The 26,494-nt window shown below is 72.1% G+C and carries 27 protein-coding genes; 16 read left to right on the forward strand and 11 right to left on the reverse strand.

The window, feature by feature from the left end; genetic code table 11:
• Positions 1–39 precede the first annotated feature (39 nt).
• On the forward strand, positions 40–1,119 hold the full coding sequence (gene dapE, locus CHR28_RS33090) for a succinyl-diaminopimelate desuccinylase (RefSeq protein WP_094057421.1): 1,080 nt from the start codon (positions 40–42) through the stop codon (positions 1,117–1,119).
• A 119-nt stretch (positions 1,120–1,238) separates the two neighbouring features.
• Positions 1,239–1,997: a TIGR00730 family Rossman fold protein gene (locus tag CHR28_RS33095; protein ID WP_094057422.1), complete on the forward strand. Its 759-nt coding sequence runs from the start codon at positions 1,239–1,241 to the stop codon at positions 1,995–1,997.
• A gap of 93 nt (positions 1,998–2,090) precedes the next feature.
• On the opposite strand, the gene folP is transcribed toward CHR28_RS33095, so the two are convergent.
• Positions 2,091–2,951, reverse strand: coding sequence for a dihydropteroate synthase (gene folP, locus CHR28_RS33100; protein ID WP_094057423.1), 861 nt, complete (start codon positions 2,949–2,951; stop codon positions 2,091–2,093).
• 143 nt (positions 2,952–3,094) lie between these two features.
• On the opposite strand from folP, the gene CHR28_RS33105 reads away from it, so the two are divergent.
• Complete coding sequence (locus tag CHR28_RS33105; protein WP_094057424.1) at positions 3,095–3,484, forward strand: DivIVA domain-containing protein; 390 nt, start codon at positions 3,095–3,097, stop codon at positions 3,482–3,484.
• Positions 3,481–4,089 carry a DNA-3-methyladenine glycosylase I gene (locus CHR28_RS33110; protein WP_094057425.1) on the forward strand — a complete coding sequence of 203 codons (609 nt, stop codon included), beginning with the start codon at positions 3,481–3,483 and terminating at the stop codon, positions 4,087–4,089. The genes CHR28_RS33105 and CHR28_RS33110 overlap by 4 nt, the downstream gene beginning before the upstream one ends.
• 42 nt (positions 4,090–4,131) lie before the next feature.
• Here the strand turns inward: CHR28_RS33110 and CHR28_RS33115 are convergent, their stop codons facing one another.
• Complete coding sequence (locus tag CHR28_RS33115; protein ID WP_094057426.1) at positions 4,132–4,935, reverse strand: enoyl-CoA hydratase/isomerase family protein; 804 nt, start codon at positions 4,933–4,935, stop codon at positions 4,132–4,134.
• A gap of 382 nt (positions 4,936–5,317) precedes the next feature.
• Here CHR28_RS33115 and CHR28_RS33120 point away from each other — a divergent pair, with 382 nt between their 5' ends.
• A complete protein-coding gene (locus tag CHR28_RS33120) occupies positions 5,318–5,485 on the forward strand; it encodes a DUF3117 domain-containing protein (protein WP_003966491.1) in 168 nt (55 codons plus the stop codon).
• 134 nt (positions 5,486–5,619) lie between these two features.
• Here the strand turns inward: CHR28_RS33120 and CHR28_RS33125 are convergent, their stop codons facing one another.
• Complete coding sequence (locus tag CHR28_RS33125; protein WP_306437589.1) at positions 5,620–6,318, reverse strand: O-methyltransferase; 699 nt, start codon at positions 6,316–6,318, stop codon at positions 5,620–5,622.
• A gap of 234 nt (positions 6,319–6,552) precedes the next feature.
• Between CHR28_RS33125 and sigE the strand changes: the two genes are divergently transcribed.
• The 5 genes from sigE to CHR28_RS33150 all read left to right on the forward strand — a co-directional run bounded on the left by sigE (position 6,553) and on the right by CHR28_RS33150 (position 12,199).
• Entirely contained in the window at positions 6,553–7,251 is a 699-nt protein-coding gene (gene sigE / locus CHR28_RS33130; RefSeq protein WP_094057428.1) for an RNA polymerase sigma factor SigE, read from the forward strand.
• On the forward strand, positions 7,248–8,285 hold the full coding sequence (locus CHR28_RS33135; protein WP_094057429.1) for an anti-sigma factor family protein: 1,038 nt from the start codon (positions 7,248–7,250) through the stop codon (positions 8,283–8,285). The genes sigE and CHR28_RS33135 overlap by 4 nt, the downstream gene beginning before the upstream one ends.
• Before the next feature lie 134 nt (positions 8,286–8,419).
• A complete protein-coding gene (locus CHR28_RS33140; RefSeq protein WP_179272640.1) occupies positions 8,420–10,642 on the forward strand; it encodes a trypsin-like peptidase domain-containing protein in 2,223 nt (740 codons plus the stop codon).
• Positions 10,643–10,862: 220 nt separating this feature from the next.
• Complete coding sequence (locus CHR28_RS33145) at positions 10,863–11,303, forward strand: sec-independent translocase (RefSeq protein ID WP_094057431.1); 441 nt, start codon at positions 10,863–10,865, stop codon at positions 11,301–11,303.
• A gap of 224 nt (positions 11,304–11,527) precedes the next feature.
• Positions 11,528–12,199, forward strand: a complete 672-nt coding sequence (locus CHR28_RS33150) for a hypothetical protein (RefSeq protein ID WP_094057432.1) — start codon at positions 11,528–11,530, stop codon at positions 12,197–12,199.
• A gap of 137 nt (positions 12,200–12,336) precedes the next feature.
• Here CHR28_RS33150 and CHR28_RS33155 read toward each other — a convergent pair whose 3' ends face one another.
• Genes CHR28_RS33155 through CHR28_RS33165 form a run of 3 tightly spaced genes read right to left on the reverse strand, consistent with a single transcriptional unit; the run spans position 12,337 to position 15,389 of the window.
• Positions 12,337–13,470, reverse strand: a complete 1,134-nt coding sequence (locus tag CHR28_RS33155) for an Mrp/NBP35 family ATP-binding protein (RefSeq protein ID WP_094057433.1) — start codon at positions 13,468–13,470, stop codon at positions 12,337–12,339.
• A gap of 43 nt (positions 13,471–13,513) precedes the next feature.
• On the reverse strand, positions 13,514–14,113 hold the full coding sequence (locus CHR28_RS33160) for a DUF1003 domain-containing protein (RefSeq protein WP_094057434.1): 600 nt from the start codon (positions 14,111–14,113) through the stop codon (positions 13,514–13,516).
• Entirely contained in the window at positions 14,103–15,389 is a 1,287-nt protein-coding gene (locus CHR28_RS33165; protein ID WP_094057435.1) for a magnesium transporter MgtE N-terminal domain-containing protein, read from the reverse strand. The genes CHR28_RS33160 and CHR28_RS33165 overlap by 11 nt, the downstream gene beginning before the upstream one ends.
• A 237-nt stretch (positions 15,390–15,626) precedes the next feature.
• Here CHR28_RS33165 and CHR28_RS33170 point away from each other — a divergent pair, with 237 nt between their 5' ends.
• Positions 15,627–16,382, forward strand: coding sequence for a hypothetical protein (locus CHR28_RS33170; RefSeq protein ID WP_094057436.1), 756 nt, complete (start codon positions 15,627–15,629; stop codon positions 16,380–16,382).
• A gap of 14 nt (positions 16,383–16,396) precedes the next feature.
• Here the strand turns inward: CHR28_RS33170 and CHR28_RS33175 are convergent, their stop codons facing one another.
• A complete protein-coding gene (locus CHR28_RS33175; RefSeq protein WP_094057437.1) occupies positions 16,397–16,912 on the reverse strand; it encodes a hypothetical protein in 516 nt (171 codons plus the stop codon).
• A gap of 23 nt (positions 16,913–16,935) precedes the next feature.
• A complete protein-coding gene (locus CHR28_RS33180) occupies positions 16,936–18,051 on the reverse strand; it encodes a magnesium and cobalt transport protein CorA (RefSeq protein ID WP_094057438.1) in 1,116 nt (371 codons plus the stop codon).
• A 460-nt stretch (positions 18,052–18,511) separates the two neighbouring features.
• Here CHR28_RS33180 and CHR28_RS33185 point away from each other — a divergent pair, with 460 nt between their 5' ends.
• The gene (locus CHR28_RS33185; RefSeq protein ID WP_094057439.1) at positions 18,512–19,096 is read left to right on the forward strand and encodes a suppressor of fused domain protein; all 585 of its coding nucleotides are present in this window, start codon (positions 18,512–18,514) and stop codon (positions 19,094–19,096) included.
• A 30-nt stretch (positions 19,097–19,126) separates the two neighbouring features.
• Here the strand turns inward: CHR28_RS33185 and CHR28_RS33190 are convergent, their stop codons facing one another.
• Positions 19,127–20,350 carry an MFS transporter gene (locus tag CHR28_RS33190; RefSeq protein ID WP_094057440.1) on the reverse strand — a complete coding sequence of 408 codons (1,224 nt, stop codon included), beginning with the start codon at positions 20,348–20,350 and terminating at the stop codon, positions 19,127–19,129.
• Between the two features lie 160 nt (positions 20,351–20,510).
• Between CHR28_RS33190 and CHR28_RS33195 the strand changes: the two genes are divergently transcribed.
• The 3 genes from CHR28_RS33195 (at position 20,511) to CHR28_RS33205 (ending at position 22,883) form a co-directional block, all read left to right on the forward strand.
• The gene (locus CHR28_RS33195) at positions 20,511–21,152 is read left to right on the forward strand and encodes a DUF6758 family protein (protein WP_094057441.1); all 642 of its coding nucleotides are present in this window, start codon (positions 20,511–20,513) and stop codon (positions 21,150–21,152) included.
• Between the two features lie 110 nt (positions 21,153–21,262).
• The gene (locus CHR28_RS33200) at positions 21,263–22,123 is read left to right on the forward strand and encodes a PHP domain-containing protein (protein WP_094057442.1); all 861 of its coding nucleotides are present in this window, start codon (positions 21,263–21,265) and stop codon (positions 22,121–22,123) included.
• Positions 22,124–22,277: 154 nt separating this feature from the next.
• Entirely contained in the window at positions 22,278–22,883 is a 606-nt protein-coding gene (locus tag CHR28_RS33205; protein WP_094057443.1) for a MarC family protein, read from the forward strand.
• A 2-nt stretch (positions 22,884–22,885) separates the two neighbouring features.
• Here the strand turns inward: CHR28_RS33205 and CHR28_RS33210 are convergent, their stop codons facing one another.
• Complete coding sequence (locus CHR28_RS33210) at positions 22,886–24,997, reverse strand: trypsin-like serine peptidase (protein ID WP_094057444.1); 2,112 nt, start codon at positions 24,995–24,997, stop codon at positions 22,886–22,888.
• A gap of 132 nt (positions 24,998–25,129) precedes the next feature.
• The gene (locus tag CHR28_RS33215; RefSeq protein ID WP_094057445.1) at positions 25,130–25,282 is read right to left on the reverse strand and encodes a hypothetical protein; all 153 of its coding nucleotides are present in this window, start codon (positions 25,280–25,282) and stop codon (positions 25,130–25,132) included.
• A gap of 227 nt (positions 25,283–25,509) precedes the next feature.
• Between CHR28_RS33215 and CHR28_RS33220 the strand changes: the two genes are divergently transcribed.
• Positions 25,510–26,403, forward strand: coding sequence for an NYN domain-containing protein (locus tag CHR28_RS33220; protein ID WP_179272641.1), 894 nt, complete (start codon positions 25,510–25,512; stop codon positions 26,401–26,403).
• Positions 26,404–26,494 lie beyond the last annotated feature (91 nt).

Genomic DNA, 26,494 nt, shown 5'->3' on the forward strand with positions numbered 1-26,494 from the left:
AAGACTGTGTGCGGGGCGACGCGCGTTAGGGTCGACGGCATGGCCGACACCTCGCTTGACCTCACGCTGGACGCCGCGGAGCTCACCGCCCGGCTCGTCGACTTCCGCTCCGAGAGCGGCACCGAGAAGCCGCTGGCGGACGCGATCGAGACCGCGCTGCGCGCGCTGCCCCACCTGACGGTCGACCGGTACGGCAACAACGTCGTCGCCCGCACGAACCTGGGCCGCGCGGAGCGGGTCGTCCTGGCCGGACACATCGACACCGTCCCGATCGCGGACAACGTCCCCTCCCGGCTCGACGAGGACGGCGTCCTGTGGGGCTGCGGCACCTGCGACATGAAGTCCGGCGTCGCGGTGCAGCTGCGCATCGCGGCCACCGTCCCGGCCCCGAACCGCGACCTGACCTTCGTCTTCTACGACAACGAGGAGGTCGACGCGGAGCTCAACGGCCTCAAGCACGTCTCCGAGGCGCACCCCGAATGGCTGGCGGGCGACTTCGCGGTCCTGCTGGAACCGTCCGACGGGCAGGTCGAGGGCGGCTGCCAGGGCACCCTGCGGGTCCTGCTGAAGACCACGGGCGAGCGGGCCCACTCGGCACGCGGCTGGATGGGCTCCAACGCGATCCACGCGGCGGCCCCGATCCTGGCCCGCCTCGCCTCCTACGAGCCCCGGTGGCCGGTGATCGACGGCCTGGAGTACCGCGAGGGCCTGAACGCGGTCGGCATCAGCGGCGGCGTGGCCGGCAACGTCATCCCCGACGAGTGCGTCGTCACCGTGAACTTCCGCTACGCGCCCGACCGCACCCCCGAGGAGGCCGTGGCGCACGTCCGGGAGGTCTTCGCGGACTGCGGAGTGGCGGAGTTCGAGGTCGTCGACCACAGCTCCGCGGCGATGCCGGGCCTGTCCCACCCGGCGGCCGAGGCGTTCATCGAGGCGGTCGGCGGCACGCCGATGCCGAAGTACGGCTGGACCGACGTCTCCCGCTTCTCGGCCCTGGGCGTCCCGGCGGTCAACTACGGCCCGGGCAACCCCCACTTGGCGCACAAGCGGGACGAGCGCGTGGAGGTCGCGAAGATCCTCGCGGGCGAGGAGCGCCTGCGGCACTGGCTGACCGCCTGACCCCGCCGGGGGCCCTTCGTGTTTACGGCGCTCCATCGCGGACATGCTCACGTCCCTCGTTCGTAACCCGCGTAGATCTACGCTGAGGTGGAAAGACAGGCACGACGGAGGGAGCGCACATGGCGACCGGCAACCCCGAGGGGAAGAAGCAGCCGCCGGAGGAGAAGCGCCTGGGCCCGGTCCTCCAGCGGCGGGACCAGGTGCAGGCCAGCACGACCGACCAGCGGCTGCTGGACGAGCGGGCCCCCTCCGACTGGGTGCACACCGACCCCTGGCGCGTGCTGCGCATCCAGTCGGAGTTCATCGAGGGCTTCGGCACCCTCGCCGAACTCCCGCCCGCGATCAGCGTGTTCGGCTCGGCCCGGACCCCGGCGGAGTCGCCGGAGTACGAGGCGGGCGTGCGGCTGGGCCGGGGCCTGGTGGAGGCGGGCTTCGCGGTCATCACGGGCGGTGGCCCGGGCGCGATGGAGGCGGCCAACAAGGGCGCCCTGGAGGCCAAGGGCATCTCGGTCGGCCTCGGCATCGAGCTGCCGTTCGAACAGGGCCTGAACCCGTACGTCGACATCGGCCTGAACTTCCGCTACTTCTTCGTGCGGAAGATGATGTTCGTCAAGTACGCCCAGGGCTTCGTCGTCCTGCCCGGCGGACTCGGCACCCTCGACGAGCTCTTCGAGGCCCTCACCCTCGTCCAGACCCAGAAGGTGACCCGCTTCCCGATCGTCCTGTTCGGCACGGAGTACTGGGGCGGCCTGGTGGACTGGCTGCGGGACACGGTGATCGCGCAGGGCAAGGCGGCGGAGAAGGACCTGCTGCTGTTCCACGTGACGGACGACGTGGACGAGGCGGTGGCGCTGGTGTCGAAGGAGGCGGGCAGGTAGGGGTCCTTTCGGCCCCGGCCCCTGTCCGGCCGTGTCGGGCGGCGGGTGGGCGCAGGTGCGGGGGCCAGGGGGCTCAGCCCCTGGTACCCGGGGCTAGGCCAACCCGCGCCGGGCAACGGCAGGACGCCGATGCCCCGCGATCGCCGCGACCATGTCCAGCACCTGCCGTGTCTCGGCGACCTCGTGCACCCGGTACACCTGTGCCCCCAGCCACGCGGACACGGCCGTCGTCGCCAACGTACCGACCACCCGCTCCTTCACGGGCCGGTCCAGCGTCTCCCCGACGAAGTCCTTGTTGGACAGCGACACCAGCACCGGCCAGCCCGTGGCGACCATCTCGTCCAGCCGCCGCGTCGCCTCCAGGCTGTGCCGCGTGTTCTTGCCGAAGTCGTGCCCGGGGTCGATCATGATCGACTCCCGCGGCACGCCCAGGGCCAGCGCCCGCTCGGCCAGTCCGACCGTCACCCCGAGGATGTCGGCCATGACGTCGTCGTACTCGATCCGGTGCGGCCGGGTCCGCGGCTCGGCGCCCCCGGCGTGCGTGCACACCAGCCCGACGCCGTGACGCGCCGCGACCTCAGCGAGCCCCGGGTCGACCCCGCCCCACGCGTCGTTGAGCAGGTCCGCCCCGGCCTCGCACACGGCCTCGCCGACCTCCGCCCGCCAGGTGTCCACGCTGATGATCACGTCCGGGAACCGGCGCCGCACCTCCGCGACGAACCCGACCGTGCGCCGGGCCTCCTCCTCGGCCGTGACCTCCTCGCCCGGCCCGGCCTTGACCCCGCCGATGTCGATGATCGCGGCACCCTCGGCCACCGCCCGCTCCACGCGCGCCAGGGCCGGCTCGTCGCGGAAGGTGGCGCCCTGGTCGTAGAAGGAGTCCGGGGTCCGGTTCACGATCGCCATGATCACCGGCTCGTGCGGCCCGAATTCCCGCTTGCCCAGCCTGAGCATCCCGTGTGACCTCTCCTGGTACGTCCCGTCTTCCGCCGCCTGTGACCCTAACGGTCGCGGTCGCATGGCACGATCGGAGCCTGACAACATCCGACTCGGAGCACGTACGCGACTCCGAACCGTCCGACCGTGGGGGCCCCGCGATGGTTATGTTCCTGTTCCTGGTCGTCGCGCTCGCCGTCGTGGTCGGCGCGGTGACCCTCGCGGTGCTGGGAGGCGGGGAGAAGGGCCCGCTGCCCGAGGCCGCCCCGGAACGGCTGCGGGACCCGCTGCCCCCGGACCGCCCCGTCAGCCGGGCCGACGTGGAGGACCTCCGCTTCCCGCTCGCCGCCCGCGGCTACCGCATGGCGGACGTCGACGACGCCCTCAGCCGCCTGGGCGCGGAGCTCGCCGAACGCGACGCCCGGATCGCCGACCTGGAATCCGCCCTGGCGGGCGCGCGGGCGGCCTCCTCGCATGGGCCGCTGCACCCGTCCGACGAGCACCGGGTGTCCATGGACAAGCCCGCCGCACGCCCGGAGGACCGGCCGTGAGCGACGGCACCGCCCTCGCGGGCCTGGACGGCGCGCTGCGCTGCCCCTGGGCCCTGTCCGCCCCGGAGTACGTGACGTACCACGACGAGGAGTGGGGCCGCGCGGTCCACGGCGACGACGCGCTGTTCGAACGGCTCAGCCTGGAGGCGTTCCAGTCCGGGCTGTCCTGGATCACGATCCTGCGCCGCCGCCCGGGCTTCCGCGCCGCCTTCGCCGACTTCAAGATCGACGCGGTGGCCGCCTTCACCGACGAGGACCGCGAGCGGCTGCTGGCCGACACCGGCATCATCCGCAACCGCGCCAAGATCGACGCGACCCTCGCCAACGCGCGGGCCCTCGCCGAGTGGTCCCCGGGCGAGCTGGACGCCCTGATCTGGTCCCACGCCCCGGACCCGGCCGGCCGCCCGGCCCCGGAGACCCTCGCGGACGTCCCGCCCGTCACCCCGGAGTCGACCGCCCTGTCCAAGGCCCTCAAGAAGCGCGGCCTGCGCTTCGTGGGCCCCACGACGGCGTACGCGCTGATGCAGGCCTGCGGCCTGGTCGACGACCACCTGGCGGCGTGCGTGGCGAGAGGCGCCCCTTCAAGGGTGCGGGGAACCGCGTGAGCGACCACGCGGCACCCCCCGACGGCGCGGCCGTCCCCGGGCTCACCGTCCCAGGTACTTCGGCTTCTCCTTGTTGACGAAGGCCTGCACCGCGATCGCGTGGTCCTCGGAGGACCCGGCGCGCGTCTGCAGCTCGTCCTCCTTCTCCAGCGTCTCCTCCAGCGAGTGCGTCAGCCCGAAGGCCATCGCCTCCTTCAGCGCCGCGTACGCCACGGTCGGCCCCTCGGCCAGCGCCCGGGCCACCTTCTCGGCCTCCGCCCGCAGCTCCCCGGGCGGCACCAGCCGGTTGGCGACCCCGAGCTCGTACGCCTCCTGTGCGCTGATGTTCCGCGGGAAGAGCAGCAGGTCGGCGGCGCGTCCGGGGCCCACGACCCGGGGCAGCGTCCAGGAGATCCCGGAGTCCGCGGTCAGCGCGACCCCGGCGAAGGACGTGTTGAACGACGCCGTGTCCGCCACGATCCGGTAGTCCGCCGCGAGCGCGAAGCCGAAGCCCGCCCCCGCCGCCACCCCGTTCACCGCGGCGACCACCGGCTTCGCCGCCCCGGCCAGGGCCCGCACGATCGGGTTGTAGTGCTCCCGCACCGTGCTCATGGTCTGTCCCGAGCCGGTCTCACGGTCCTGCACCAGCAGCCCGATGTGCTCCTTCAGGTCCTGCCCCACGCAGAACGCCCGGTCACCGGCGGCAGTCAGCAGCACCGCCCGCACCGCGGCGTCGCCCGCCGCGGACTCGACCGCCTCCCGCAGGGCGACCTTGGTCGCCACGTTCAGCGCGTTCATCGCCTCCGGGCGGTTCAGCGTGATCGTCGCGAGTCCGTCGCTCACCTCGTAGAGCACGGTGTCGGCCATGGCGTATCCCCTCCGCGTCGCGGCTCGGGGACGTACCGGCGGGTACGTCCCGGTCTGCAGGACAGCATGACGGAGATCACCGGCGGCGAACCGGAGCGGACGTGTGACCTGCGTCAAAGAATTCTCGTCCGGATCCGTTCCGCAAACGTGTGTGCGGGGGCGGAGTATCGCAGTCCCATCGCCGAATTGAGTGGTTTTGCTCGCGTGCGTTGCCCAAGCGATGCCGACTGATGTTGGTCATCGGGTCCTGAGATGCGGGATAATGGCTGGGAAGCAATGTGTTCGATGCCGGTGTCGCGTGTCCTGCCACAAGGAACCGCACGTGTGCCCTTCTCAGGGCCGTCGGCTTTGACTGAGCTGGGTTTCAGGAAGGGGTACGAGCATGGCGGCCATGAAGCCGCGGACGGGTGATGGCCCGCTCGAGGTGACCAAGGAGGGGCGGGGCATCGTCATGCGCGTTCCGCTCGAAGGCGGCGGTCGGCTCGTCGTCGAGCTGACCCCGGACGAGGCCGACGCCCTGGGCGACGCCCTCAAGAAGGTCGTCGGCTGACGCGCAAGCGACCATACCCTTTCAGCTGCCCCGGCATCACATGAGGTGCCGGGGCGGCTGTTTTCTCACCGATGACCTGCGCCTGCCCCGGTTCTCGACCGGCTAACGTGCCGACGGGCTGACGTGCCGACGGGCTAGCGCTTCACCGCGCACAGCAGACCGTCGCCCACCGGCAGCAGGGACGTCACCAGCTCCTGGCTCTCGCGCACCGCGCGCAGCAGCTCCCGCAGCCGCAGCACCTCGGTGGGCTGCGGGCCCGAGTCCACCGTCCGGCCGTTGGCGAAGGCGCCCTCGAAGACGACGAGCCCGCCGGGACGCAGCAGACGCAACGATTCAGCGAGGTAGTCCATGACCTCCAGCCGGTCGCCGTCGCAGAAGACCAGGTCGTAGCCGGCGTCCGCGAGCCGGGGCAGCACGTCCAGGGCGCGGCCCGGGATGAAGCGCGCCCGGTTGCTGGCGAAGCCGGAGGCGCGGAAAGCCTGGCGGGCGAACTGCTGGTGCTCCGGCTCGGGGTCCACGGTCGTCAGGACCCCGTCGGGCCGCATGCCGTGCAGCAGGTGGATCCCGGAGACACCGCAGCCGGTGCCGATCTCGGCGACGGCCTTCGCGTCGACGGAGGCGGCCAGCAACCGCAGCGCGGCGCCCGTGCCGGGCGACACCGAGCGCAGCCCTGCCTCGCGGGCCCGGTCACGGGCCCAGTGCAGCGCTTCGTCCTCGGCGACATAGGCGTCGGCGAACGCCCAGCTCGTCTGCCGGTTGCCGGTAATGACCCTCTCCTGTCCCCGTGAATGCCTGGGCGTGACTGTATCCGTTGGGCTCGGGAACCCGCAGATGGGACCGGTCGTTTAAAGGGATGAGCGAGCGGCGTGGGCCGGGACGGGGGGCAGGCGGTGGATCGGGACACCGAGCAAGTGCCGACGCAGCAGTACGAGGCGTATCAGCCCAGATCAAATTCTCGTAAAACCGCTTATCCGGTCCTAACGGGCGAGGTGGCTATGGTAGGGGCTCCACTGGACACCACCAGAGCTGACAGGGGAGGTGCGGCTGCGCCCGGGGATCGGGGAGGAGTGCTCCGGCGCTTCCTCGGATCGGCGGGCAGGCCGACATCTGTGAACGACACCGCTGACCACAGCCACGCCGCTGGCTCCGCCCAGACCGCGACCTTCACCACCGACGCGGACGGGCAGGCGTGGACTCCGCCCACGTGGGAGGAGATCGTCAGCACGCACAGCGGCCGGGTCTACCGGCTCGCCTACCGCCTCACCGGCAACCAGCACGACGCGGAGGACCTCACGCAGGAGGTCTTCGTCCGCGTCTTCCGCTCCCTGTCGACGTACACGCCGGGCACCTTCGAGGGCTGGCTGCACCGCATCACGACGAACCTCTTCCTGGACATGGTCCGCCGCAAGCAGCGCATCCGCTTCGACGCGCTCGGCGAGGACGCGGCCGAGCGGCTGCCCAGCAAGGAGCCCACGCCCCAGCAGGTCTTCAACGACGCGCACTTCGACGCGGACGTCCAGCAGGCCCTCGACACCCTCGCCCCCGAGTTCCGCGCCGCGGTCGTCCTGTGCGACATCGAAGGACTGTCGTACGAGGAGATCGCCGCGACCCTCGGCGTCAAGCTCGGCACGGTCCGCTCGCGGATCCACCGCGGCCGTTCCCAGCTGCGCAAGGCCCTCGCGCACCGCTCCCCGGAGGCGCGCGCCGAGCGCCGCTCCTTCGTGCCCCGTGTCCCCGCCCTGGGAGGAGGGGGCGCGAGCGCGTGAGCGGATCACGACCCAAGGCTTCCGAGGGGCACCTCGCAGAGCAGCACCTGGGAGACCGCCTCTCCGCCCTGGTGGACGGAGAGCTCGGTCATGACGCGCGCGAGCGCGTACTGGCGCACGTGGCCACCTGCCCGAAGTGCAAGGCGGAGGTGGACGCCCAGCGCCGGCTGAAGAACGTCTTCGCGGAGGCGGCCCCGCCGCCCCCCTCCGAGAGTTTCCTGGCCCGCCTGCAGGGACTACCCGCAGGCGGCGGCCCGGACGGTGACCTGCCGCCGGGCGGGCCGGGGCTGCCCGGCGGGCGGTTCGGCCCGTCCGGGGCGTTCGCGACGAAGCGCGGCGAGCGGTTCGAGTTCGGGTACGCCCCGTCCCGGCCGCACCTCCCCGCCCTGCCGCCCTCCGCGGGCAGAGGACTCGCGGCGGGTGAGCGCGGCTTCCCCTCCGGCCCCGACGGCCTGCCCCCGGGCGGCCGGGGCTTCCGTATCCACGACGTCGGCCGGCCCGAGCCGGACCGTTCCTCCTCGCGGCTGCGGTTCGCCTTCGTGGCCGCCGGGGCGGTGTCCCTGGCGGCGATCGCGCTGGGCGGCGTCACCGCGGGCACCCCGACCGACACGGAGGCCCGCGGCGGCTCGGGAACGGGCAGCAACGTCACGCCCATGCGCACGCAGGGCACGGGCGCCGCGACTGCTCCCGAGTCCCAGCGCCGCCGCGGCGCGGGTCCGCTGCTCGGGCAGCTGCACGGGCAGAATCCGCTCGGCCGCGCCCCGGCCGCCCCGACCGAGGTGTCCGCGCCGCTGCTCCCGGGTGTGCCGCCGCCGTCCTCCGTCCGGCACGGCGCCGTGCACGCGCTGACCGCGCCGGTGGTGGCCGGTGCCGCCGCCGTGTCCCCGCTGATACGCCCGTTGCAGGCGGCCCCGCCGGCCGCCCTGACGTCCTGGTCGGCCCTCCCGGAGATCACGGGGCCCCTGCTCGCCGTGCCGCTGCCGGACGCGACCTCGTCTCCCTCGGCCCCCGCCTCCTCGCGCACGGCCCGCTGACGGGCCTCTGCGCACCGGCCCGCGAACCTGATTGAATCCGGGGGTGGTGCCCGGCCGAGGTGGGCCGGGGCGCCGATTCGACGAACTGCGGCCACCGCCGACGAGCCGTGCCGCGGCTGTGCTGTGGGGAGAGCATGAACGAGGGGAAGCCCACGAAGGCGAAGTGGTGGGGTCGTCCACGGCCGCAGGACCCCGCGGGAGCGGAGCCGGCGGCGGACGACGCGCAGGGCCCGATGACGGACGCCGAGGGAGACTTCGAACTGGCACGGCCCCAGGCGCGGCGTGACGAGGACGCGGGCGACTACGAACTGCGCCGCCCGGACGCCCCGGCGACGGAGCGGGACGCAACCGGCGTGAGCGCCGGGGCCTCTCCGGAGACGGCGGCGGGCGGCGCGGGGGCCGAGAGTGGCGCGGCTGCCGTTGCGGTTCGCGCGGGTGCGGGGGCTGGGAGTGATGCCGCTGCCGTTCCGGCTTCCGCCGGCGGGGAGCCCGAACGTGATGCCTCTGCCGGCCCGGTCTCCGCTGGTGTGGGGGCCGAGAGTGGCGCCTCTGCCGTTCCGGCTTCCGGCGGTGCGGCGGCCGGAGGAGATGCTCCTGTCGTTCCGGCTTCTGCTGGTGTGGAGGCCGAGAGTGGTGGCTCTGCCGTTGCCCCTGGCGTAGCCGCTCTGCCCGCCCAGGACGCCCCCAAGCCCCTGCACGACCCCGACCCCTACAGCACCCCGCCCTACGGCGAACCGGGCCCCTGGGCGCCCGCGCCGCCCGTCCAGCACCCGGCGGCCACCCCGGCCCACGGCGTGACGGCACCGGCCATGCCGGGCACCCCGGGCGTCGGCATGCCGGCGGTTCCGGCAGCGCACGGTGCGCCGATGACACCGCCGCCGGGCGTGCCCGCACCGGCCGTGCCCACGGCAGGCGTATCCGCACCGGCCGTGCCCGCACCGGCCGTGCCCACGGCAGGCGTGCCCACGGCAGGCGTGCCCACGACAGGCGTGCCCACGACAGGCGTGCCCGCACCGGCCGTGCCCGCACCGGCCGTGCCCGTACCGGCCGTGCCCACGGCAGGCGTCCCCGCGGGTCAGGTGGCCGTTCCGGCTCAGGCTCAGCCGCCGGGGGTTCCTGGTCCGGGTGGATACAGCGATGTCCCGGGGTCGGCTCCCGTGCCCGACCCCTGGCGGCGCTATGACCCCTGGGCGGCGCCCGGGCCCCTGCAGCAGACCGGGGCGCCCGTCCGGAGCACCGAGCAGCGGCGCAGGCGCGGCAGGAAGGCACTGCTGCTCGGGGCCCTGGTGCTGGCGCTCGTGTCCGGAGGCATCGGCGGCCTCGTGGGGACGTATCTGGAGCGCAACGGCGGCGTGGGGACGGTCGAGCTGCCCCAGGCCGGGAAGGAGGCCGCCGCGCGGGACGCGGACAGTGTCGCCGGGATCGCCGGGCGGGCCCTGCCCAGCGTGGTCACGCTGCATGTGAGCGGCTCCGGCGAGCAGGGCACCGGCACCGGCTTCGTGCTCGACACCCGCGGCCACATCCTCACCAACAACCACGTCGTACGACCCGCCGGCACCGACGGCGAGATCACCGTCACCTTCAACAGCGGGGAGACCGCCCGCGCCGAGCTCGTCGGCCGGGACAGCGGTTACGACCTGGCCGTGGTGAAGGTGAAGGGCGTCAGCGGACTCACCCCGCTGCCCCTCGGCAACTCGGACAACGTGCAGGTCGGTGACCCGGTCGTGGCCATCGGCGCCCCCTTCGACCTGGCCGGCACGGTCACCTCCGGCATCATCAGCGCCAAGCAGCGGCCCATCACGGCCGGCGGCGAGAAGGGCGACGGCAGCGACGTGTCGTACGTCGACGCGCTGCAGACCGACGCGCCCATCAACCCCGGCAACTCCGGCGGCCCCCTGCTCGACTCCCACGCCCGGGTCATCGGCATCAACTCGGCCATCCGCTCGGCGGACAGCGGCTCCGCCCCGGACAGCGGCCAGTCGGGGTCGATAGGCCTCGGGTTCGCCATCCCCGTCAACCAGGGCAAGCGCGTCGCCGAGGAGCTGATCAACACCGGGAAGGCGACCCACCCGGTCATCGGCATCACGCTGGACATGGACTACACCGGCGACGGCGCCCGCGTCGACACGGAGGGCAGCGAGGGCGGGCCGCCGGTCTCCGCGGGCGGCCCGGGGGCCAGAGCCGGCATCAAGGCGGGCGACGTCATCACGGAGGTCGACGGGCGGCGGATCCACTCCGGTGAGGAGCTGATCGTCAAGACCCGGGCGCACCGCCCCGGCGACCGGCTGGAGCTGACCGTGGAGCGCGGCGGCAAGGAGCGGACCGTCTCGCTCGTCCTCGGCTCGTCCGGCGGCTGAGGACCATGCGGCCCGGCACGCGCGAACGTGTCACAACAAGGCTGATCCAGGATCAGTCAGGCGAACAACCGGGAAAGCGCTCCCACGCCCCGAACGCAGAGGTCTCGGGACGGTACCGGTCGGACGGGATCGCCGGGTACCGTGGAGCCGGCCCGGACCACGGCAAGACCCGCACCGACCACCGAGGGCCGAGGACCGAGGACATCGCAAGGAGCTTCAGGTGTTCAATGACATAGGACCGCTCGAGCTGGTGACGCTCATCATCCTTGCCGTGCTCGTCTTCGGTCCGGACAAGCTCCCCAAGGTCATCCAGGACGTGTCGCGCACGATCCGGAAGATCCGCGAGTTCTCGGAGAGCGCGAAGAACGACATCCGTGAGGAACTGGGCCCGGAGTTCAAGGACTTCGAGTTCGAGGATCTGAACCCCAAGACGTTCATCCGCAAGCAGCTGGACAACGAGGACCTGGGGCTCAAGGAGATCCGCAACGGCTTCGACCTGAAGAAGGAGATGGCCGAGGTCACGGACGCCGTCCACGCCCGTGAGGCCGACGCGTCCTCCTCGTCGTCCGCCGCTTCCTCCGGTGGCCGGATCGACATGACGAAGAAGCCCGAGACGCCCGGCCGGGACGACCGTCCGCCCTTCGACGCGGACGCCACCTGAGCGACCGCGCCGGGGCGCGACGCCCCGGCGCGCGTGACGCGTTTCATACTCCGGTCGGGCTGTGTACGGCCTGAACGAGGCGCCCGTGCGGCCCACGCGCCGGGCGCTTTCCCTGCTGCTCGCGGCGGTGTGGCTATGCTGCCGAGTTGTTGTGCGGACCGGTCGAGTACGCCCGAAGGGGGGCGGGCCGCTCGGTTCGACGAGAGCGAGGAGGGCTCGGGCACATGGAGACGACGAGTGGGGCAGTCGCGCAGGCGCCGGCCGCGGAGGGCGGACAACAGCTCCCCTCCGCCCGGCGTACGGTCGACGGCTACCTGCGCGCGCCCTTCCCGTGGTACGGCCTCGACGAGGCCTTCACGGGGCCGCGCTGGCTGATGCAGGTCGGCACGACGGCCGACGGAGCCGTCGAACACGGGTCGATCGGGCACGGCGACGAGCCCACGGTGCGCAACGAGCATGCCGCCGGGGGCGATCTGGAGTCCAAGGAGAAGTTCGCGGTCGTGGTGACCGTGGCGGCCAACCCCTCACGGCGCACCGCCGACGGGACGGGGCTGCTGGAGGCCACGTCCGTGTCGTCCGCGGCGTGGCTCGCCGGTGTGGGGCTGCTGTCCTTCACATGGCCGGGGCAGATGGACCACTCGCTGCGGGACGACTGGCTGGAGCAGCAGACCGAGACGGCCTGGGTGCTCGCCGACGACCTCGACGGGCCCGACTGGTCCACGCTGTCGCTGCCCGTGGACGGGGTGCCGACGGCGTTCCACTACCGGGAGTCGGAGTTCGGCTGGGTGCTGGCCGGGTCGACGTCGGCGGGGGTCCATGTGGGCGCGTACGGGCGTGGCATGAGCGCCTACGGGCTCGGCTTCGCCGTGGTGAAGGACATCGCCGCGTACGCGTGAGTTCCTCGGGGCGCCGGGTTTTCGGTTCGGCGCCCCTTCGCCTCGGGGCTTCGCCGCGCGGACGGCTGCGGGGGTGATGTGGTTGCTCGCGCGGTTCCCCGCGCCCCTGAGGGGGCTGCCCCCAGGGGCGTTTCGAACTAGAACTTGTTCCGCGGGGTGATCCCCAGGGACAGGCCCGACAGGCCCCGCTGGCGGCCGCCGAGCTTGCCGGCGATCGCGCGGAGGGCCGAGCCGGCCGGGGAGTCCGGGTCCGACAGGACGACCGGCTTGCCCTCGTCGCCGCCCTCGCGCAGGCGGACGTCGATGGGGATGTTGCCGAGGACCGGGACGTTCGCGCCGGTCGTGCGGGTCAGGCCGTCGGCGACGACCTGGCCGCCGCCCGTGCCGAAGACGTCGACCATCTCGCCGCAGTGCGGGCAGGGCAGGCCGGACATGTTCTCGACCACGCCGACGATCTTCTGGTGGGTCTGGACGGCGATGGAGCCCGCGCGCTCGGCGACCTCGGCCGCCGCCTGCTGCGGCGTGGTGACGACCAGGATCTCCGCGTTCGGCACCAGCTGGGCGACGGAGATCGCGATGTCGCCGGTGCCGGGCGGCAGGTCCAGCAGCAGGACGTCCAGGTCGCCCCAGTACACGTCCGCCAGGAACTGCTGCAGGGCGCGGTGGAGCATCGGGCCGCGCCAGACGACCGGGGCGTTGCCCGGCGTGAACATGCCGATGGAGATGACCTTCACGCCGTTCGCCGACGGCGGCATGATCATGTTCTCGACCTGGGTGGGACGGCCGTCGGCGCCCAGCATGCGCGGCACGGAGTGGCCGTAGATGTCGGCGTCCACGACACCGACCTTGAGGCCGTCGGCCGCCATCGCCGCGGCCAGGTTGACCGTCACCGAGGACTTGCCGACGCCGCCCTTGCCGGAGGCGACCGCGTAGACGCGGGTCAGGCTGCCCGGCTTGGCGAAGGGCACCTCGCGCTCGGTCTGGCCGCCGCGCAGGGCGGAGGCCAGCTCCCGGCGCTGCTCGTCGCTCATCACGTCCAGCGTGACGTCGACGCGGGTCACGCCCTCGACGCGGGAGACCGCCTCGGTCACGCGCTGCGTGATCGTGTCCCGCATGGGGCAGCCCGAGACCGTCAGGTACACGGTGACCGCGACCGCCCCGTCCGCGCCGATCTCCACGGATTTGACCATCCCGAGTTCGGTGATGGGCTTGTGGATCTCGGGGTCGTTCACCGTCGCCAGTGCCTCGCGCACCGCGTCTTCCGTAGCCATAGGGACGATGGTACGGCGCCGTACCGGGGCGTAGGAAAGGCCGTCAGCGGTCGTCTGCGTCACGTCCCCCCGGCCGTTCCGCCGGGAATACGACCGTGTCGTGGCGGTGGCCGTTCTGCCGTTCCTCCAGCTCCTTGATCATGTCCTGGAGCTCGGAGCGGATCCAGTCGCGGGTGGCGACCTCGCCGAGGCCGATGCGCAGGGCGGCGACCTCGCGGGTCAGGTACTCGGTGTCGGCGATCGACCGCTCGTTCTGCTTGCGGTCCTGCTCCAGGTTGACCCGGTCACGGTCGTCCTGCCGGTTCTGCGCGAGCAGGATCAGCGGGGCGGCGTAGGAGGCCTGGAGGGACAGCATCAGGGTCAGGAAGATGAACGGGTACTCGTCGAAGCGCAGGTCGCGCGGGGCGAGGGTGTTCCATGCCACCCACAGGACGATGGCTGCCGTCATCCACACCAGGAAGCGTCCGGTGCCGAGGAAGCGCGCGATGCGTTCCGACAGCCGTCCGAAGGCGTCCGGGTCGTATTCGGGCAGGAACCGGCGCCGGGGCACGCCCGGCTGGTCGAGCCGGGCGGTGCGCGGCCGGGAGGCGGCCGTGGCACCGGCCGGCGTGCGCTCGCGGGAGCTCTCGCGCTCAGGAACCATCGGTGGCCACCTCCTCCTCGTCCAGGTGGAACTCCGTCTCGCGCCAGTCGTCCGGGAGCATGTGGTCGAGGACGTCGTCCACGGTCACCGCGCCCAGCAGCGACCCGGCCTCGTCGACGACCGGCGCCGCGACCATGTCGTACGTGGCGAAGAAGCCCGCGATGGCCGGCAGGTCGGCCTCCGGGTCGAGCGGCTGCAGATCGCTGTCCACGATCGAGCTGACCAGCGAGGGCGGTGGCTCGCGCAGCAGGCGCTGGAAGTGGACCGTGCCGAGGTACTTGCCCGTCGGGGTCTCGTCGGGCGGCCGGCACACGTAGACCTGGGCGGCGAGGGCGGGGGAGAGGTCGGGATTGCGGACGCGGGCGAGGGCGTCGGCGACGGTGGCGTCCGGGCGCAGCACGATCGGCTCGGTGGTCATCAGACCGCCCGCCGTGCGCTCCTCGTACGACATCAGGCGCCGCATGTCGGCCGCGTCGCCCGGCTGCATCAGGCTCAGCAGCCGCTCCTGCTCGTCCGTCGGCAGCTCGCCCAGCAGGTCGGCCGCGTCGTCCGGGTCCATGGCCTCCAGCACGTCGGCGGCGCGCTCCTCCTTCAGCTTGCCGAGGATCTCGATCTGGTCGTCCTCCGGCAGCTCCTCCAGGACGTCGGCCAGCCGGTCGTCGTCCAGGGCGGCGGCGACCTCGGCGCGGCGCTTGGGGGAGAGGTGGTGCAGGACGTTGGCCAGGTCGGCCGGGCGCAGCTGCTCGAACGTGGCCAGCAGGTTCTCGGCGCCCTGCCCCTGCTCCTCCAGGGAGAAGCCCGTGACGGCGGTCCACTCGACGGTCAGTGCCTCGCCCTTGGCACGCCGGAACGCACCGCCCTTCCTGCCCTTGCGGACGAAGACCCGGTCGATCTCCCACTCCCGGCGGGCCGGCAGCTGATGCACCGACAGGTCGAGGACGGTGACCTCCTCGCCGGTCTCCGTGAGCGTCACGCGGCGGTCCAGCAGCTCCCCGAAGACCAGCCGCTCGGTGGGCCGCTGCTCGAAGCGCCGCACGTTGAGCACGCCGGTGGTGATGACCTGGCCGGACTGGATGGCCGTGACCCGGGTCATGGGCAGGAAGATACGGCGGCGGGTGGCGAGTTCGACGACGAGGCCGAGCAGCCTCGGGGGCCGCTGCCCCACCCGCAGCATGACGACGAGATCGCGGACGCGGCCCACCTGATCGCCGGCGGGGTCGAAGACGGCGACACCGGAGAGGTGCGAGACGAAGATCCGGGGGGCGCCCGCTGCCATGGCCGCGGCTCCTTTTCGTACGGGGTGGTTCCTGATGCCTCTGGGACTGCCTGACGTCGTGCCTGTCTTTGTAGCTGTCTCTTCCGAATTGCCCGCTCGGATGGGCTTCAGGCTAGCCCGTCCCGATCGGGACCGCGTCGGCGGGCGGTCCGGACGGACTGGCTCCGACCTGCCCGCACGTCCCCGGTACCCTGCGGTACGCCGTTCAGGTCTCCCGTCAGAGAGGCAGCCCCACCTGTGACTCCGATTCGCCAGAGCCGTAGCCGCGGTGCCGCACTCGCCCTCGCGACGTGCGCGCTGCTCGTGACGGGAACGGTGCTCACGGGCTGCGCGGAGGAAGATCCCAACGAGGGCACCAACGGCGTGGGGAGACTGCCCGCCGCCAAGATCCAGAGCAAGACCCGCGCGGCCGCCGGGTCCGCCGGGGCGGTCCGGGTGCACGGCAGCGTCGTCAGCGGCGGGCGGACCTACGCGCTCGACATGCGGCTCAAGGACGACGGCGGCGACGGCTCGGTCACCACCAAGGGCACGACGTTCAAGCTGCTGCGCGTCGGCGAGGAGCTCTTCGTCAAGGCGGACGCGGACTTCTGGAGTCACGGCGGCGGCCAGGGCGAGGGCGAGGCGGACGCGGCGGCGGCCTCCAAGCTGGGCGGCAAGTTCGTGAAGGTGCCGCAGGGCGACCCCGCGTACAAGAAGTTCAGCGGTTTCACGGACAAGGCTCTCCTCCTCGACGGTCTGCTGACCCTGCACGGCACGCTCGCGACGGACGGGCACGACGAGCAGGCGGGGGTGCGCACCATCCGCATCACCGGCGACAAGGGCTCCGGCGGCACCCTGGAGGTCTCCCTGGAGGGCAAGCCGTATCCGCTGCGCCTGGAGCGGGCGGGCGGGGCGGGCACGCTCACGTTCTCCGCCTGGGGTGAGGACTTCGCCCTCAGGGAGCCGGAGAAGAACGAGACGGTGGACTACGGCAAGCAGCTGCCGGCGTCCTAGGCGCGTCCGGGCTCTCAGGCCCGTTTGCGCTTCTTCTTCAGCAGCAGGCGGGGCAGCCCCGCGGGGACCGGACGGCGGGTGGTCGCCGGGGTCGGCAGCGGCGGCTCGGACAGGGAGCCGTCGGGCAGCGGCGCGGTCGCCCCGGTGGGTTCCAGGCGCAGCACCCGGCACTCGCGGGCCCAGCGGTCGGTCATGGCCTCGCCGTCGGGCGCGTTCAGCCGCTTGCCCTTGAGCTCGCCGACCGCCGCCCGCCAGGCCTCGGAGCCCGGTGCGAGCTGCACGATCCGCGCCGACCAGGAGACCAGCCGGCCGCCCTTGTCCTTGCTGCGGACCGTCACCCGGGCCTCGGCCCCGTCGGTCAGTCCCGCCAGCGGCTGCTCGCCCGGCCCGTCGCCGACCAGGCACGCTCCGCCCTCGTGCCACACGTGCCACAGCGCGCGCGCCGGGCCCCCGGGGCCCTGGACCCAGATGAGGCCGGACTTCTTCGTGGCCTCCTCGACGAGGGCCTGGCGGAGCAGCTCGCTTGTCATGGGCGCCAGCCTATCCACGCCGCTCACAGCCAGCCGTTGCGCTTGAGCGTGCGGTGGATGCCCAGGCAGATGACCACCGTGATGCCCATGATCGCCGGGTAGCCGTACCGCCAGTGCAGCTCGGGCATGTGGTCGAAGTTCATGCCGTACACCCCGCAGACCATGGTCGGCACGGCGATGATGGCGGCCCAGGAGGTGATCTTCCGCATGTCCTCGTTCTGCGCCACGGACGCCTGGGCGAGGTTGGCCTGGAGGATGGAGTTGAGCAGCTCGTCGAAGCCGAGGACCTGCTCCTGGACCCGGGCCAGGTGGTCGGCCACGTCGCGGAAGTACTTCTGGATGTCGGGGTCGATCAGCCGCATCGGCCGCTCGCTCAGCAGCTGCATGGGCCGCATCAGCGGGGACACGGCCCGCTTGAACTCCAGCACCTCGCGCTTGAGTTGGTAGATCCGGCCGGCGTCCGAACCGCGCGGCGAGCCCTTGCGGCCGGGGGAGAAGACGTCGGTCTCCACCTCGTCGATGTCGTCCTGCACCGCGTCGGCGACCGCGATGTAGCCGTCGACGACGTGGTCGGCGATGGCGTGCAGCACGGCCGACGGGCCCTTGGCCAGCAGCTCGGGGTCGTCCTGCAGCCGGTGCCGCAGGGTCCGCAGCGAGCCCTTGCCGCCGTGCCGGACGGTGATGAAGAAGTCCCGTCCGGTGAAGCACATGACCTCGCCGGACTCGACGACCTCGCTGTTGGCGTCGAGCCGGTCGTGCTCCACGTAGTGGATGGTCTTGAAGACCGTGAACAGCGAGTCGTCGTAGCGCTCCAGCTTGGGCCGCTGGTGGGCCTGGACGGCGTCCTCCACGGCCAGCGGGTGCAGCCCGAACTCGCTCGCGATACCGGCGAATTCGGCCTCGGTCGGCTCGTGCAGGCCGATCCAGACGAAGCCCCCGTCGCGGCGCGCGACCCGCACCGCCTCGTGCGGGGTCAGCGGGGCGTCGGCCGGGACGCGGCGGCCGTCGCGGTAGACGGCGCAGTCCACGACGGCGGAGGTCGCCGCGGGGCTGCGGGTGGTGTCGTACGGGCCGCCGTCCTTGCGCAGCGACACGCGGGACGGACGGACGACGGCACGCAGGTCGCGGATCATCGACATGGCGGGCTCCTTCGCGACAGGCAACGAAAAGGCGCCGGACCCGACAGGTGGAACTACCCGGAATGAGGACGTTGGGGCGCAGGATGTTTGGCACGTCCACAAAGCGGGGAGCACCGCACCGTCGCGGTGGCGAGTCTCGTCACTGATTCAGCTACTGAGGCAGATCAGGCAAAGCGAAACGAAGCGCTCTTCCGCGTGGAGCGAGTGCGAGAGGTGGCGACCAGCCAGAGCCAGAACAGCTACGTCAGCGGCGGGAAGAGCGTGGTGCTACTGCACGGTCGACTTCGATCCATTGCAGTCCCACCTCCTCCGGCCGGTCCCTCGTAAGGGAGTTCCTTCGGCGTCGGGGCTTGATCGCGACGCTTCTGCGTGCTGCCCCGAACCACCGGGCCAGAGTATCAGCCGCCCGACGTGTCAAGGCGCTTGTTTGCCCGCTACTGACGAGTTCTATGCTCGCCGCATGGCAGATGTTCTTCCTCTGGTCGAGGCCCGGTTGCGTACGGCACTGGGCGAACCGGACGCGCGCGCGGCCGTCACCTTCCTGGGCACGGACCGCATCGAGGTGCTCCGCTTCCAGGAGGGCGACATCGTCCGCTACGCCACGCTCGGCATGTCCGCGCACCCCATGACGGACCCGACGGCGGTGGTCGCCGACCCCGTGAAGGGGCCCCGCGCGGAGCTGGTCCTGTCGGTCCGCGCCGGCCTCGCCGACACCGACAAGGTGCTCAGGCCGCTCGCCGTGCTGGCCGCCTCGCCGCAGGTGGAGGGACTGGTCGTGGCGCCCGGCGCCTCCCTGGACGTCGGCGAGCCGCTGTGGCCCGGCGCCGCCTTCACCTCGGTCCTGGTCGCGGAGCCGGGCGGCCTGGTCGAGGACCTGGAGCTCGACGAGCCCCTCGACCCCGTGCGCTTCCTGCCGCTGCTGCCGATGACGCCGAACGAGGCCGCCTGGAAGCGGGTGCACGGCGCGCAGGCGCTGCAGGAGCGGTGGCTGAACCAGGGCACGGACCTGCGGGATCCGTCCCGCACATCCGTGCCGCTGGAGTGAGCAAGCTCACCAACCGCTCGCCGTAAGGCCTCAGTTGGCGAAGACGGTGACCCCGTCCTCGGTGGCGTGCCGGGGCCGGAGCTCCTCGGCCTCGTGGGTGAGTGCCTTGCGCCGGACGACGACCACGAGCGCGCCCACGACCGCGGTGACGGCCGCCACCACGAACGGGACGTGGACGTCGGTCCACTCCTCGATCTTCGGCGCGAAGTAGGGCGCGGCCGCCGCGGCGAACCAGCGGACGAAGTTGTACCCGGCGCTCGCCACCGGCCGCGGCGCGTCCGAGACGCCGAGGGCCAGCTCGGTGTAGACGGTGTTGTTCACGCCGATGAAGGCGCCGGACAGGACCGTGCAGACGACGGCCGTGGTGTGGGAGCCGTAGCCGAGCACCAGCACGTCCGCCGCGAGCAGCACCAGCGAGCCGCCGAGCACCTTCAGCGAGCCGAACCGCCGCTGCAGGCGGGGCGCCACGATCACCGAGAACACGGCGAGCAGCACGCCCCAGGCGAAGAACACCGCCCCCGACCGGTACGGGCTCATGTCCAGCACGAACGGCGTGAAGGCCAGCACGGTGAAGAACGTGTAGTTGTAGAAGAACGCCGAGACCGCCGCGGAGGCGAGACCGCCGTGGCCGAGGGCCTTGAGCGGGTCCAGCAGCGAGGTCCTGCGGGCCGGCTTCGGCTGCTCCTTGAGGAACACCGCGATGCACAGGAAGCCGACCGCCATCAGGAACGCCGTGCCGAAGAATGGGTAGCGCCAGCTGGCGTCGCCGAGCAGGGCGCCCAGCAGCGGGCCGCACGCCATGCCGAGGCCCAGGGCCGACTCGTAGAGCAGGATCGCCGCGGCGCTGCCGCCGGCCGCCGCGCCGACGATCACGGCGAGGGCGGTGGAGACGAAGAGCGCGTTGCCGAGGCCCCAGCCCGCCCGGAACCCGACCAGTTCGCCGACCGACCCGGAGGTGCCGGAGAGTCCGGCGAAGACGACCACGAACGCCAGGCCGAGCAGCAGGGTCTTGCGGCCGCCGATGCGGCTGGAGACGAACCCGGTCACCAGCATCGCGACGGCGGTGATCAGGAAGTACGAGGTGAAGAGCAGGGAGACCTGGCCGGCCGTGGCGTCCAGGCCCCGGGCGATGGACGGCAGGATCGGGTCGACGAGCCCGATGCCCATGAAGGCGACGACCGACGCCCCCGCGGTCGCCCACACGGACGTGGGCTGCTTCAGGAGGCCGCCCGCTCCGGCGTCGAAGGGGTCCATGCGTGCTCCCTTTCCCGAGACGGAGATGGTTGGTATATGCACACACTAAGTTAGCCAAGCTAATAAATGCAAGCTACATCTAGTGTGGGTGGTGAAGGGTTCCGTCCGGATGGGTGATCGTCCTTGACGCGGCGGGGCGCGGGTAGGACCGTGGGGCCCTATGAGGGGCGAACCCAGTTGCCCGAAGTGCGGTGGCCGGGTCAGGGCTCCCGGCCTCTTCTCCGACTCGTGGCAGTGCGATGTGCACGGCACCGTTCATCCGGTGCAGCCCGTGATACCGCCCAGCGTCGACGCCCTCAACGTCGTGGTGCACCGGACCAAGGTGCCCGTGTGGATGCCGTGGCCGCTGCCGGTGGGCTGGCTGTTCACGGGCGTCGCCTGCGCGGGGGACGACCGCACGGGCGGTCGCGCCACGGCCGTCGCCTGCACGGGCCCCGGACCGCTCGGCGGGATGGGCGAGCTGATCCTCGTCGCCGAGGAGCTGGGCGTCGGACTCGGAGCGCGCTACGCCGGGATGGAGGGGCCCGACCCCGGGCCGTACATGGACGTCGGCAAACCGGCTCAGGCGAAGGTGCTGGCCGCGGGGCGGCCGACACCGCTGTGGCATGTCTCCGGGGCGCCCGACGACCGGGCCGTGTTCGCCGGCGAGGCGCTGGGGATGTGGTTGTGGGCCGTGGTCTGGCCGGAGCAGTCGGGGCTGCTGATGTACGACGAGCTCGTGCTGGCGGACCTGCGGGACGCCGGGGCCGAGGTCGAACTCGTGCCCTGCGGCGCTCTGTCGCCGCGGCTGCTCGCGCCGTAGCGGGGCGGCTGTAGGGGGCGCCGGGCGGGTTCGAGTGTGACAGTGGGTGTCGAGAATGCGGTTATCCTTGAGCAGCCCTGTCCGTGTCGTCCCCGTCTGGAGTCCGCGTCGTGCGCATCGACCTGCACACCCACTCCACCGCCTCCGACGGTACGGACGCGCCGGCCGAGCTGGTGCGCAAGGCCGCGGCGGCCGGACTCGACGTCGTGGCGCTCACCGATCACGACACCACCCGCGGGCACGCCGAGGCGATCGCCGCGCTGCCGCCCGGTCTGACGCTGGTCACCGGGGCCGAGCTCTCCTGCCGCCTCGACGGCATCAGCATGCACATGCTGGCCTACCTCTTCGACGCCGAGGAGCCGGCGCTGCTCGCCGAGCGGGAGCTGGTCCGCGACGACCGGGTGCCCCGGGCGCAGGGCATGATCGCCAAGCTCCAGGAGCTGGGCGTCCCCGTGACCTGGGAGCAGGTGGCGCGGATCGCCGGTGAGGGGTCCGTCGGGCGGCCGCACGTGGCGAGCGCGCTCGTGGAGCTGGGTGTCGTGCCGACCGTGAACGACGCCTTCACGCAGGACTGGCTGGCCGACGGCGGCCGGGTCTTCGTCGAGAAGCACGAGACCGATCCGTTCGAGGCCATCCGGCTGATCAAGGGCGCGGGCGGGGTCGCCGTGTTCGCGCACCCCGGGGCCAGCAAACGCGGGCGGACCGTGCCGGAGGCCGCGATCGCGGAGATGGCGACGGCCGGGCTGGACGGCATCGAGGTCGACCACATGGACCACGACGCGGAGACGCGCGCGCGGCTGCGCGGCCTGGCCCGGGAGCTCGGGCTGCTCGTGACCGGATCCTCGGACTACCACGGCAGCCGCAAGAGCTGTGTGCTCGGGGAGTACACGACGGACCCCGAGGTGTACGGGGAGATCACGCGGCGGGCGTTCGGGGCGTTCCCGGTGCCGGGGGCCGGCGGAGCCGTCTGAGCCCTCTCCCGTTTCCCTTCCTCTTCCGGTTTCTCTTCCGGTTTCTCTTCCGGCACGGGGTGCTGTGCGCCGTGGCCGCCCGTTCCGCCGTGCGGACACCTGCCCACGGCAGGGCCGGCGCCTCCCCCTCGACACTCGCAAGGCCATCACGCTCATGTTCGACCTCGCCGTCTTCGGCTCCCTCTTCCTCACCCTCTTCGTCATCATGGATCCCCCGGGGATCACGCCGATCTTCCTCGCCCTCACCGCCGGGCGGCCCGGGAAGGTGCAGAAGCGGATGGCCTTCCAGGCCGTCTGTGTCGCCGGCGGTGTGATCACCGTCTTCGGTCTGCTCGGCCACCAGATCCTGAACTACCTGCACGTCTCCGTGCCCGCGCTGATGATCGCGGGCGGACTGCTGCTTCTGCTCATCGCGCTGGACCTGCTCACCGGGAAGACCGACGAGCCGAAGCAGACCAAGGACGTCAACGTGGCGCTGGTGCCGCTGGGCATGCCGCTGCTGGCCGGGCCGGGCGCCATCGTCTCGGTCATCCTCGCCGTGCAGAAGGCGCACACCGTCACCGCGCAGGTGTCCGTGTGGACGGCGATCCTCGCCATCCACGTCGTGCTGTGGCTGGTGATGCGCTACTCGCTGGTGATCATCCGGATCATCAAGGACGGCGGCGTGGTCCTGGTGACCCGGCTCGCGGGCATGATGCTCTCCGCGATCGCCGTGCAGCAGATCATCAACGGCGTGACGCAGGTCGTCCAGGGGAGCTGAGGTCAGCCCCGTCCCGTCAGGACCGAGCCGATCGCCCCGGCCGCTCCCGGGTGGGAGAGATACTCCTCGATCTTGTGGGCGCGGTCCCGGCCGTTGGAGACGGCCAGCTGTGTGAGCTTGCCCCACCGTTCGTCCTCCAGGGGACAGCCGATGGCCACCCCGTCGGTGGGACACCAGACGTTGACCCAGTCCCGGACCCGGGGCGGCCGGTGCGGACCGCGGGCCAGGAGCCGTTCGTTGACGCCGTCCAGACCGAGCGGACTGCCCGCGGTGACCATCAGGACGGGGTCGAGACCCTCGGGCAGCCGGGTCAGCAGGTCCATCCCGACGACCGTGCCCAGACTGTGCGTGACCAGCACGAGCTCACCGGACGTGGGCATCGTCTCCAGGACGCTGTCCAGCACGGCCTGCCGGACGGCACCGTCGCCGAGGTACAGGTCGACGTCGCGCAGGAACGTGGCGATGGTCCACTCGTCCAGGTCGGACCGGGCGGCGAGCCAGCTCAGCGGCCGGTGCAGGGCGCCCACCAGGCCCGCTCCGAAGCCCTCGGTGGCCGCCGGACCGTCCTGGGGCATGCCCGCCCGGGTGGCGGCCTCGTGGATCAGCCGCTCGTAGGAGCCCGTGGGGGACTCGGCGGCGAAGATCTCGGCGGCAGCGGCGGCGCTGAGCCGGTCGAGGCCGATGGACTCGGCCGTGCTCTCCCGGCCGCTCACCAGGTGGTGCAGGCGCGTGCCGTAGAACGGGAACCAGGCGTCCTGCGGGTCGAGCGGGGGCAGTGAGGCGAGGGTCAGGCCGCGGTTGAGGCCGGCCGTCCAGTTCAGGCGCAGGTCCCCGGGCTGCTTGCCGTGCTGGTCCCTGCCGTGCAGGAAGACCAGGTGCTTGCGGCCGCCGAAGGCGGTGCTCCGGGCGCGCAGTCCGGTCGCCGTCTCCCGGACGCCCGTCCCGCTCTCGCGCCCGGCCGCTCCAGGGGTCACCATGCCCCCGGCCGACCCGGGGGTCTCCGTGCCGGAGGCCGTGGTTCCCTGGGGCTGTGGGGCCACAGCCGGGGTGAGCGACGGTGCGACGGCCGTGCTCTGGTCCAGCCCGGAGTCCGGGCCCATCTCGGCGAGCAGGGCCCGGCGCGCGGGGTCGAGGTCCAGCCCCGCCAGGTGCTTCAGGATCGAGCTGATCCGGACGCCCTCGTTGGCGACCCAGTCGATCGCGTCGTCGCCGTCGCCGTGCTGCCAGGGCAGGCCGTCCCGGCGCAGGATGCGTCCCTGGTCGTCCTTCTTCGGGACCCCGCTGTGGTGCAGGGCCACGACCTCCCACTGGTCGTTGTAGACGGGGGAGCCCGAGTTCCCGGGCCGGGTGTCGGTCCGGTAGTGGAGGAAGTCGTCGAGCCGCACGAGCACGGCGTTGTCGCGCAGCACGATCTCCTTCAGACGTCCGTCCGGGTGGCCGATGATGTTGACCTTCTCGCCGAGGACCAGCTTGCCGATCTGCACGCTCAGCCGGTTCCAGCCGAAGATCTCACCGGGCGGGCGGCCGTCCCGGGCGGGCGCGACCGCCACGAGGGCGAAGTCCAGCCGCCGGTCCGCCGCGAAGAACGTCCCGGGGTCGAACTCCATGCGCACGACGGTGTCGGGCTGGTTGTCGACCGTGACCTGGGCGTTGAACTCCGCGAAGCACTGGCGCGGGAAGGTCTCGTCGGGCAGCACGTGGTGGTTGGTCATCATCAGCCGCGGCGAGACCATGAAACCCGTGCCGTGCGGCAGTTCGCGGCCGTCGCGGCGCAGGGTGATCCGGGCGACCGTGGCCCCGGCCCGGACGCCGCGCGGCAGGAAGGACCAGGCCTGCAGCTCGTTGGACAGGTCGATGATGCGTTCGTTGGCGTCGGGCAGGTCCATGGCCTCGCGGTGGATGTCCGCCACCACCGCCGAGGGCGACAGACCGCCCCGGTCGAGGATCCGGTCCGCGCGCACGGCGAGCGCGTCCGGGGCGTCCGGGAAGCGCACCCCGGCCGCCATCCGGCTCTCCACCCGCTCGCGCTCCGGGGAGGACTCCTCGTACCGCCGCGCGGCCTCGGCCACCGCCTGCTCGTGCAGCTCCTCGTTCGACCGGCCCGTCACCGCCATACGGCCCACCGTCCTGTTCTCGCGCGATGTGCCCCTCAGCCAGTACGCCCCCGGTCACGGCGGCTCGCAACAGCACAGCCCCCGCTCGGCCGATGCCGGGCGGGGGCTGCGCAGTACGGGAGAGCGTGCGCGTTATGAGGCCGTGGTCTCGGCCGGGCGGATCCACAGGCGCTGCCCGATGGCGGCGGCCTGCTGCACGATGCGGTTGACGGAGGCGGCGTCCACGACGGTCGTGTCCACAGGCGTGCCGTCCACGTCGTCGAGTCGCATGATTTCGAAGCGCAAGGGCTTCTCCCTTCGTCTGGTCATCCTCCTGAGGAGAACTACTTGAGTGGCGGCCCACCGGCTGCTGTGCGCGGTGTTCCGTATGGGTCAACAGAGATGCACCCGTCAAACATTCCCTACGCTAAGGAAATTTTTCGAACGGCTAATTACTGAGTCGTAAGACTGTCGTTACGGGACCGACCGGGACCGGTTGTGTTCGCAGCGTGACCGCCGGGACAATGGAGGCGATGAACGACGACCTCGCGGCCCTCAGTGCCCGCATCGACCGCACCAACGAGCTGCTCCAGCGCATGCTCGCCGAGGTGGCGAAGACGCCCTCGACCCACGCGATCTTCGTCGACGCGGGGTATCTGTACGCGGCCGCGGGGCGCCTGGTGGCGGGGACGGAGGACCGCCGCGCCTTCGACCTGGACGCCGAGGGCCTGATCGACGCGCTCATCGACCGGGCCCGCACGATCTTCGCGGACAGCCGGCTGCTGCGGGTCTACTGGTACGACGGCGCCCGGCGCCGCATCCACACCGCGGAGCAGCAGACCATCGCGGAGCTGCCCGACGTGAAGGTCCGCCTCGGCAACCTCAACGCCAACAACCAGCAGAAGGGCGTCGACTCCCTCATCCGCACCGACCTGGAGTCCCTCGCCCGCCACCGCGCCATCAGCGACGCGGCCCTGCTCGGCGGCGACGAGGACCTGGTCTCGGCGGTGGAGGCCGCCCAGGGCTACGGCGCCCGCGTCCACCTGTGGGGCATCGAGGCGCCGGAGGGCCGCAACCAGGCCGAGCCGCTCCTGTGGGAGGTCGACAGTCAGCGCACGCTCGACCTCGACTTCTTCAAGCCGTACGTCTCCCGCCGTACCGCCCCGGTCCACGAGACGACCGCGGGGCGGCCCAGCCGCGAGGACGTGCGGTTCGTCGGCGCGCAGATCTCGGCGAAGTGGCTGGCCGCGCGGGGCCGGGACTCACTGGGCGAGCTGCTGCCCGGGCATCCCTATCTGCCGGGCTCGGTCGACCAGGACCTGCTCGTGGAGGCGGAGGGCCTGCTGCAGTACTCGCTGCGCGGACAGGCCGATCTGCGGCGCGCTCTGCGGGACGGCTTCTGGGACCACCTGCGGACGCAGTACTAGTGTCCTGGTCCGGAGATCCTGTCGCAGTAGCGGCAGATGCGGTCGATGATCTGGTCTGCGGTTTTGGTCCATTTGAAGGGCCGGGCCTGGT

The sequence above is a fragment of the Streptomyces sp. XY006 genome (assembly GCF_002237655.1).
GTDB classification, from domain to species: domain Bacteria; phylum Actinomycetota; class Actinomycetes; order Streptomycetales; family Streptomycetaceae; genus Streptomyces; species Streptomyces levis.

What these genes read in the sequence shown, in the direction of transcription:
- dapE (WP_094057421.1), top strand. Translation starts at nt 40, where the DNA reads ATGGCCGACACCTCGCTTGACCTCACGCTGGACGCCGCGGAGCTCACC.
- CHR28_RS33095 (WP_094057422.1), top strand. Translation starts at nt 1,239, where the DNA reads ATGGCGACCGGCAACCCCGAGGGGAAGAAGCAGCCGCCGGAGGAGAAG.
- folP (WP_094057423.1), bottom strand. Translation starts at nt 2,951, where the DNA reads ATGCTCAGGCTGGGCAAGCGGGAATTCGGGCCGCACGAGCCGGTGATC.
- CHR28_RS33105 (WP_094057424.1), top strand. Translation starts at nt 3,095, where the DNA reads ATGGTTATGTTCCTGTTCCTGGTCGTCGCGCTCGCCGTCGTGGTCGGC.
- CHR28_RS33115 (WP_094057426.1), bottom strand. Translation starts at nt 4,935, where the DNA reads ATGGCCGACACCGTGCTCTACGAGGTGAGCGACGGACTCGCGACGATC.
- CHR28_RS33120 (WP_003966491.1), top strand. Translation starts at nt 5,318, where the DNA reads ATGGCGGCCATGAAGCCGCGGACGGGTGATGGCCCGCTCGAGGTGACC.
- CHR28_RS33140 (WP_179272640.1), top strand. Translation starts at nt 8,420, where the DNA reads ATGAACGAGGGGAAGCCCACGAAGGCGAAGTGGTGGGGTCGTCCACGG.
- CHR28_RS33150 (WP_094057432.1), top strand. Translation starts at nt 11,528, where the DNA reads ATGGAGACGACGAGTGGGGCAGTCGCGCAGGCGCCGGCCGCGGAGGGC.
- CHR28_RS33155 (WP_094057433.1), bottom strand. Translation starts at nt 13,470, where the DNA reads ATGGCTACGGAAGACGCGGTGCGCGAGGCACTGGCGACGGTGAACGAC.
- CHR28_RS33160 (WP_094057434.1), bottom strand. Translation starts at nt 14,113, where the DNA reads ATGGTTCCTGAGCGCGAGAGCTCCCGCGAGCGCACGCCGGCCGGTGCC.
- CHR28_RS33165 (WP_094057435.1), bottom strand. Translation starts at nt 15,389, where the DNA reads ATGGCAGCGGGCGCCCCCCGGATCTTCGTCTCGCACCTCTCCGGTGTC.
- CHR28_RS33175 (WP_094057437.1), bottom strand. Translation starts at nt 16,912, where the DNA reads ATGACAAGCGAGCTGCTCCGCCAGGCCCTCGTCGAGGAGGCCACGAAG.
- CHR28_RS33180 (WP_094057438.1), bottom strand. Translation starts at nt 18,051, where the DNA reads ATGTCGATGATCCGCGACCTGCGTGCCGTCGTCCGTCCGTCCCGCGTG.
- CHR28_RS33185 (WP_094057439.1), top strand. Translation starts at nt 18,512, where the DNA reads ATGGCAGATGTTCTTCCTCTGGTCGAGGCCCGGTTGCGTACGGCACTG.
- CHR28_RS33190 (WP_094057440.1), bottom strand. Translation starts at nt 20,350, where the DNA reads ATGGACCCCTTCGACGCCGGAGCGGGCGGCCTCCTGAAGCAGCCCACG.
- CHR28_RS33195 (WP_094057441.1), top strand. Translation starts at nt 20,511, where the DNA reads ATGAGGGGCGAACCCAGTTGCCCGAAGTGCGGTGGCCGGGTCAGGGCT.
- CHR28_RS33205 (WP_094057443.1), top strand. Translation starts at nt 22,278, where the DNA reads ATGTTCGACCTCGCCGTCTTCGGCTCCCTCTTCCTCACCCTCTTCGTC.
- CHR28_RS33210 (WP_094057444.1), bottom strand. Translation starts at nt 24,997, where the DNA reads ATGGCGGTGACGGGCCGGTCGAACGAGGAGCTGCACGAGCAGGCGGTG.
- CHR28_RS33220 (WP_179272641.1), top strand. Translation starts at nt 25,510, where the DNA reads ATGAACGACGACCTCGCGGCCCTCAGTGCCCGCATCGACCGCACCAAC.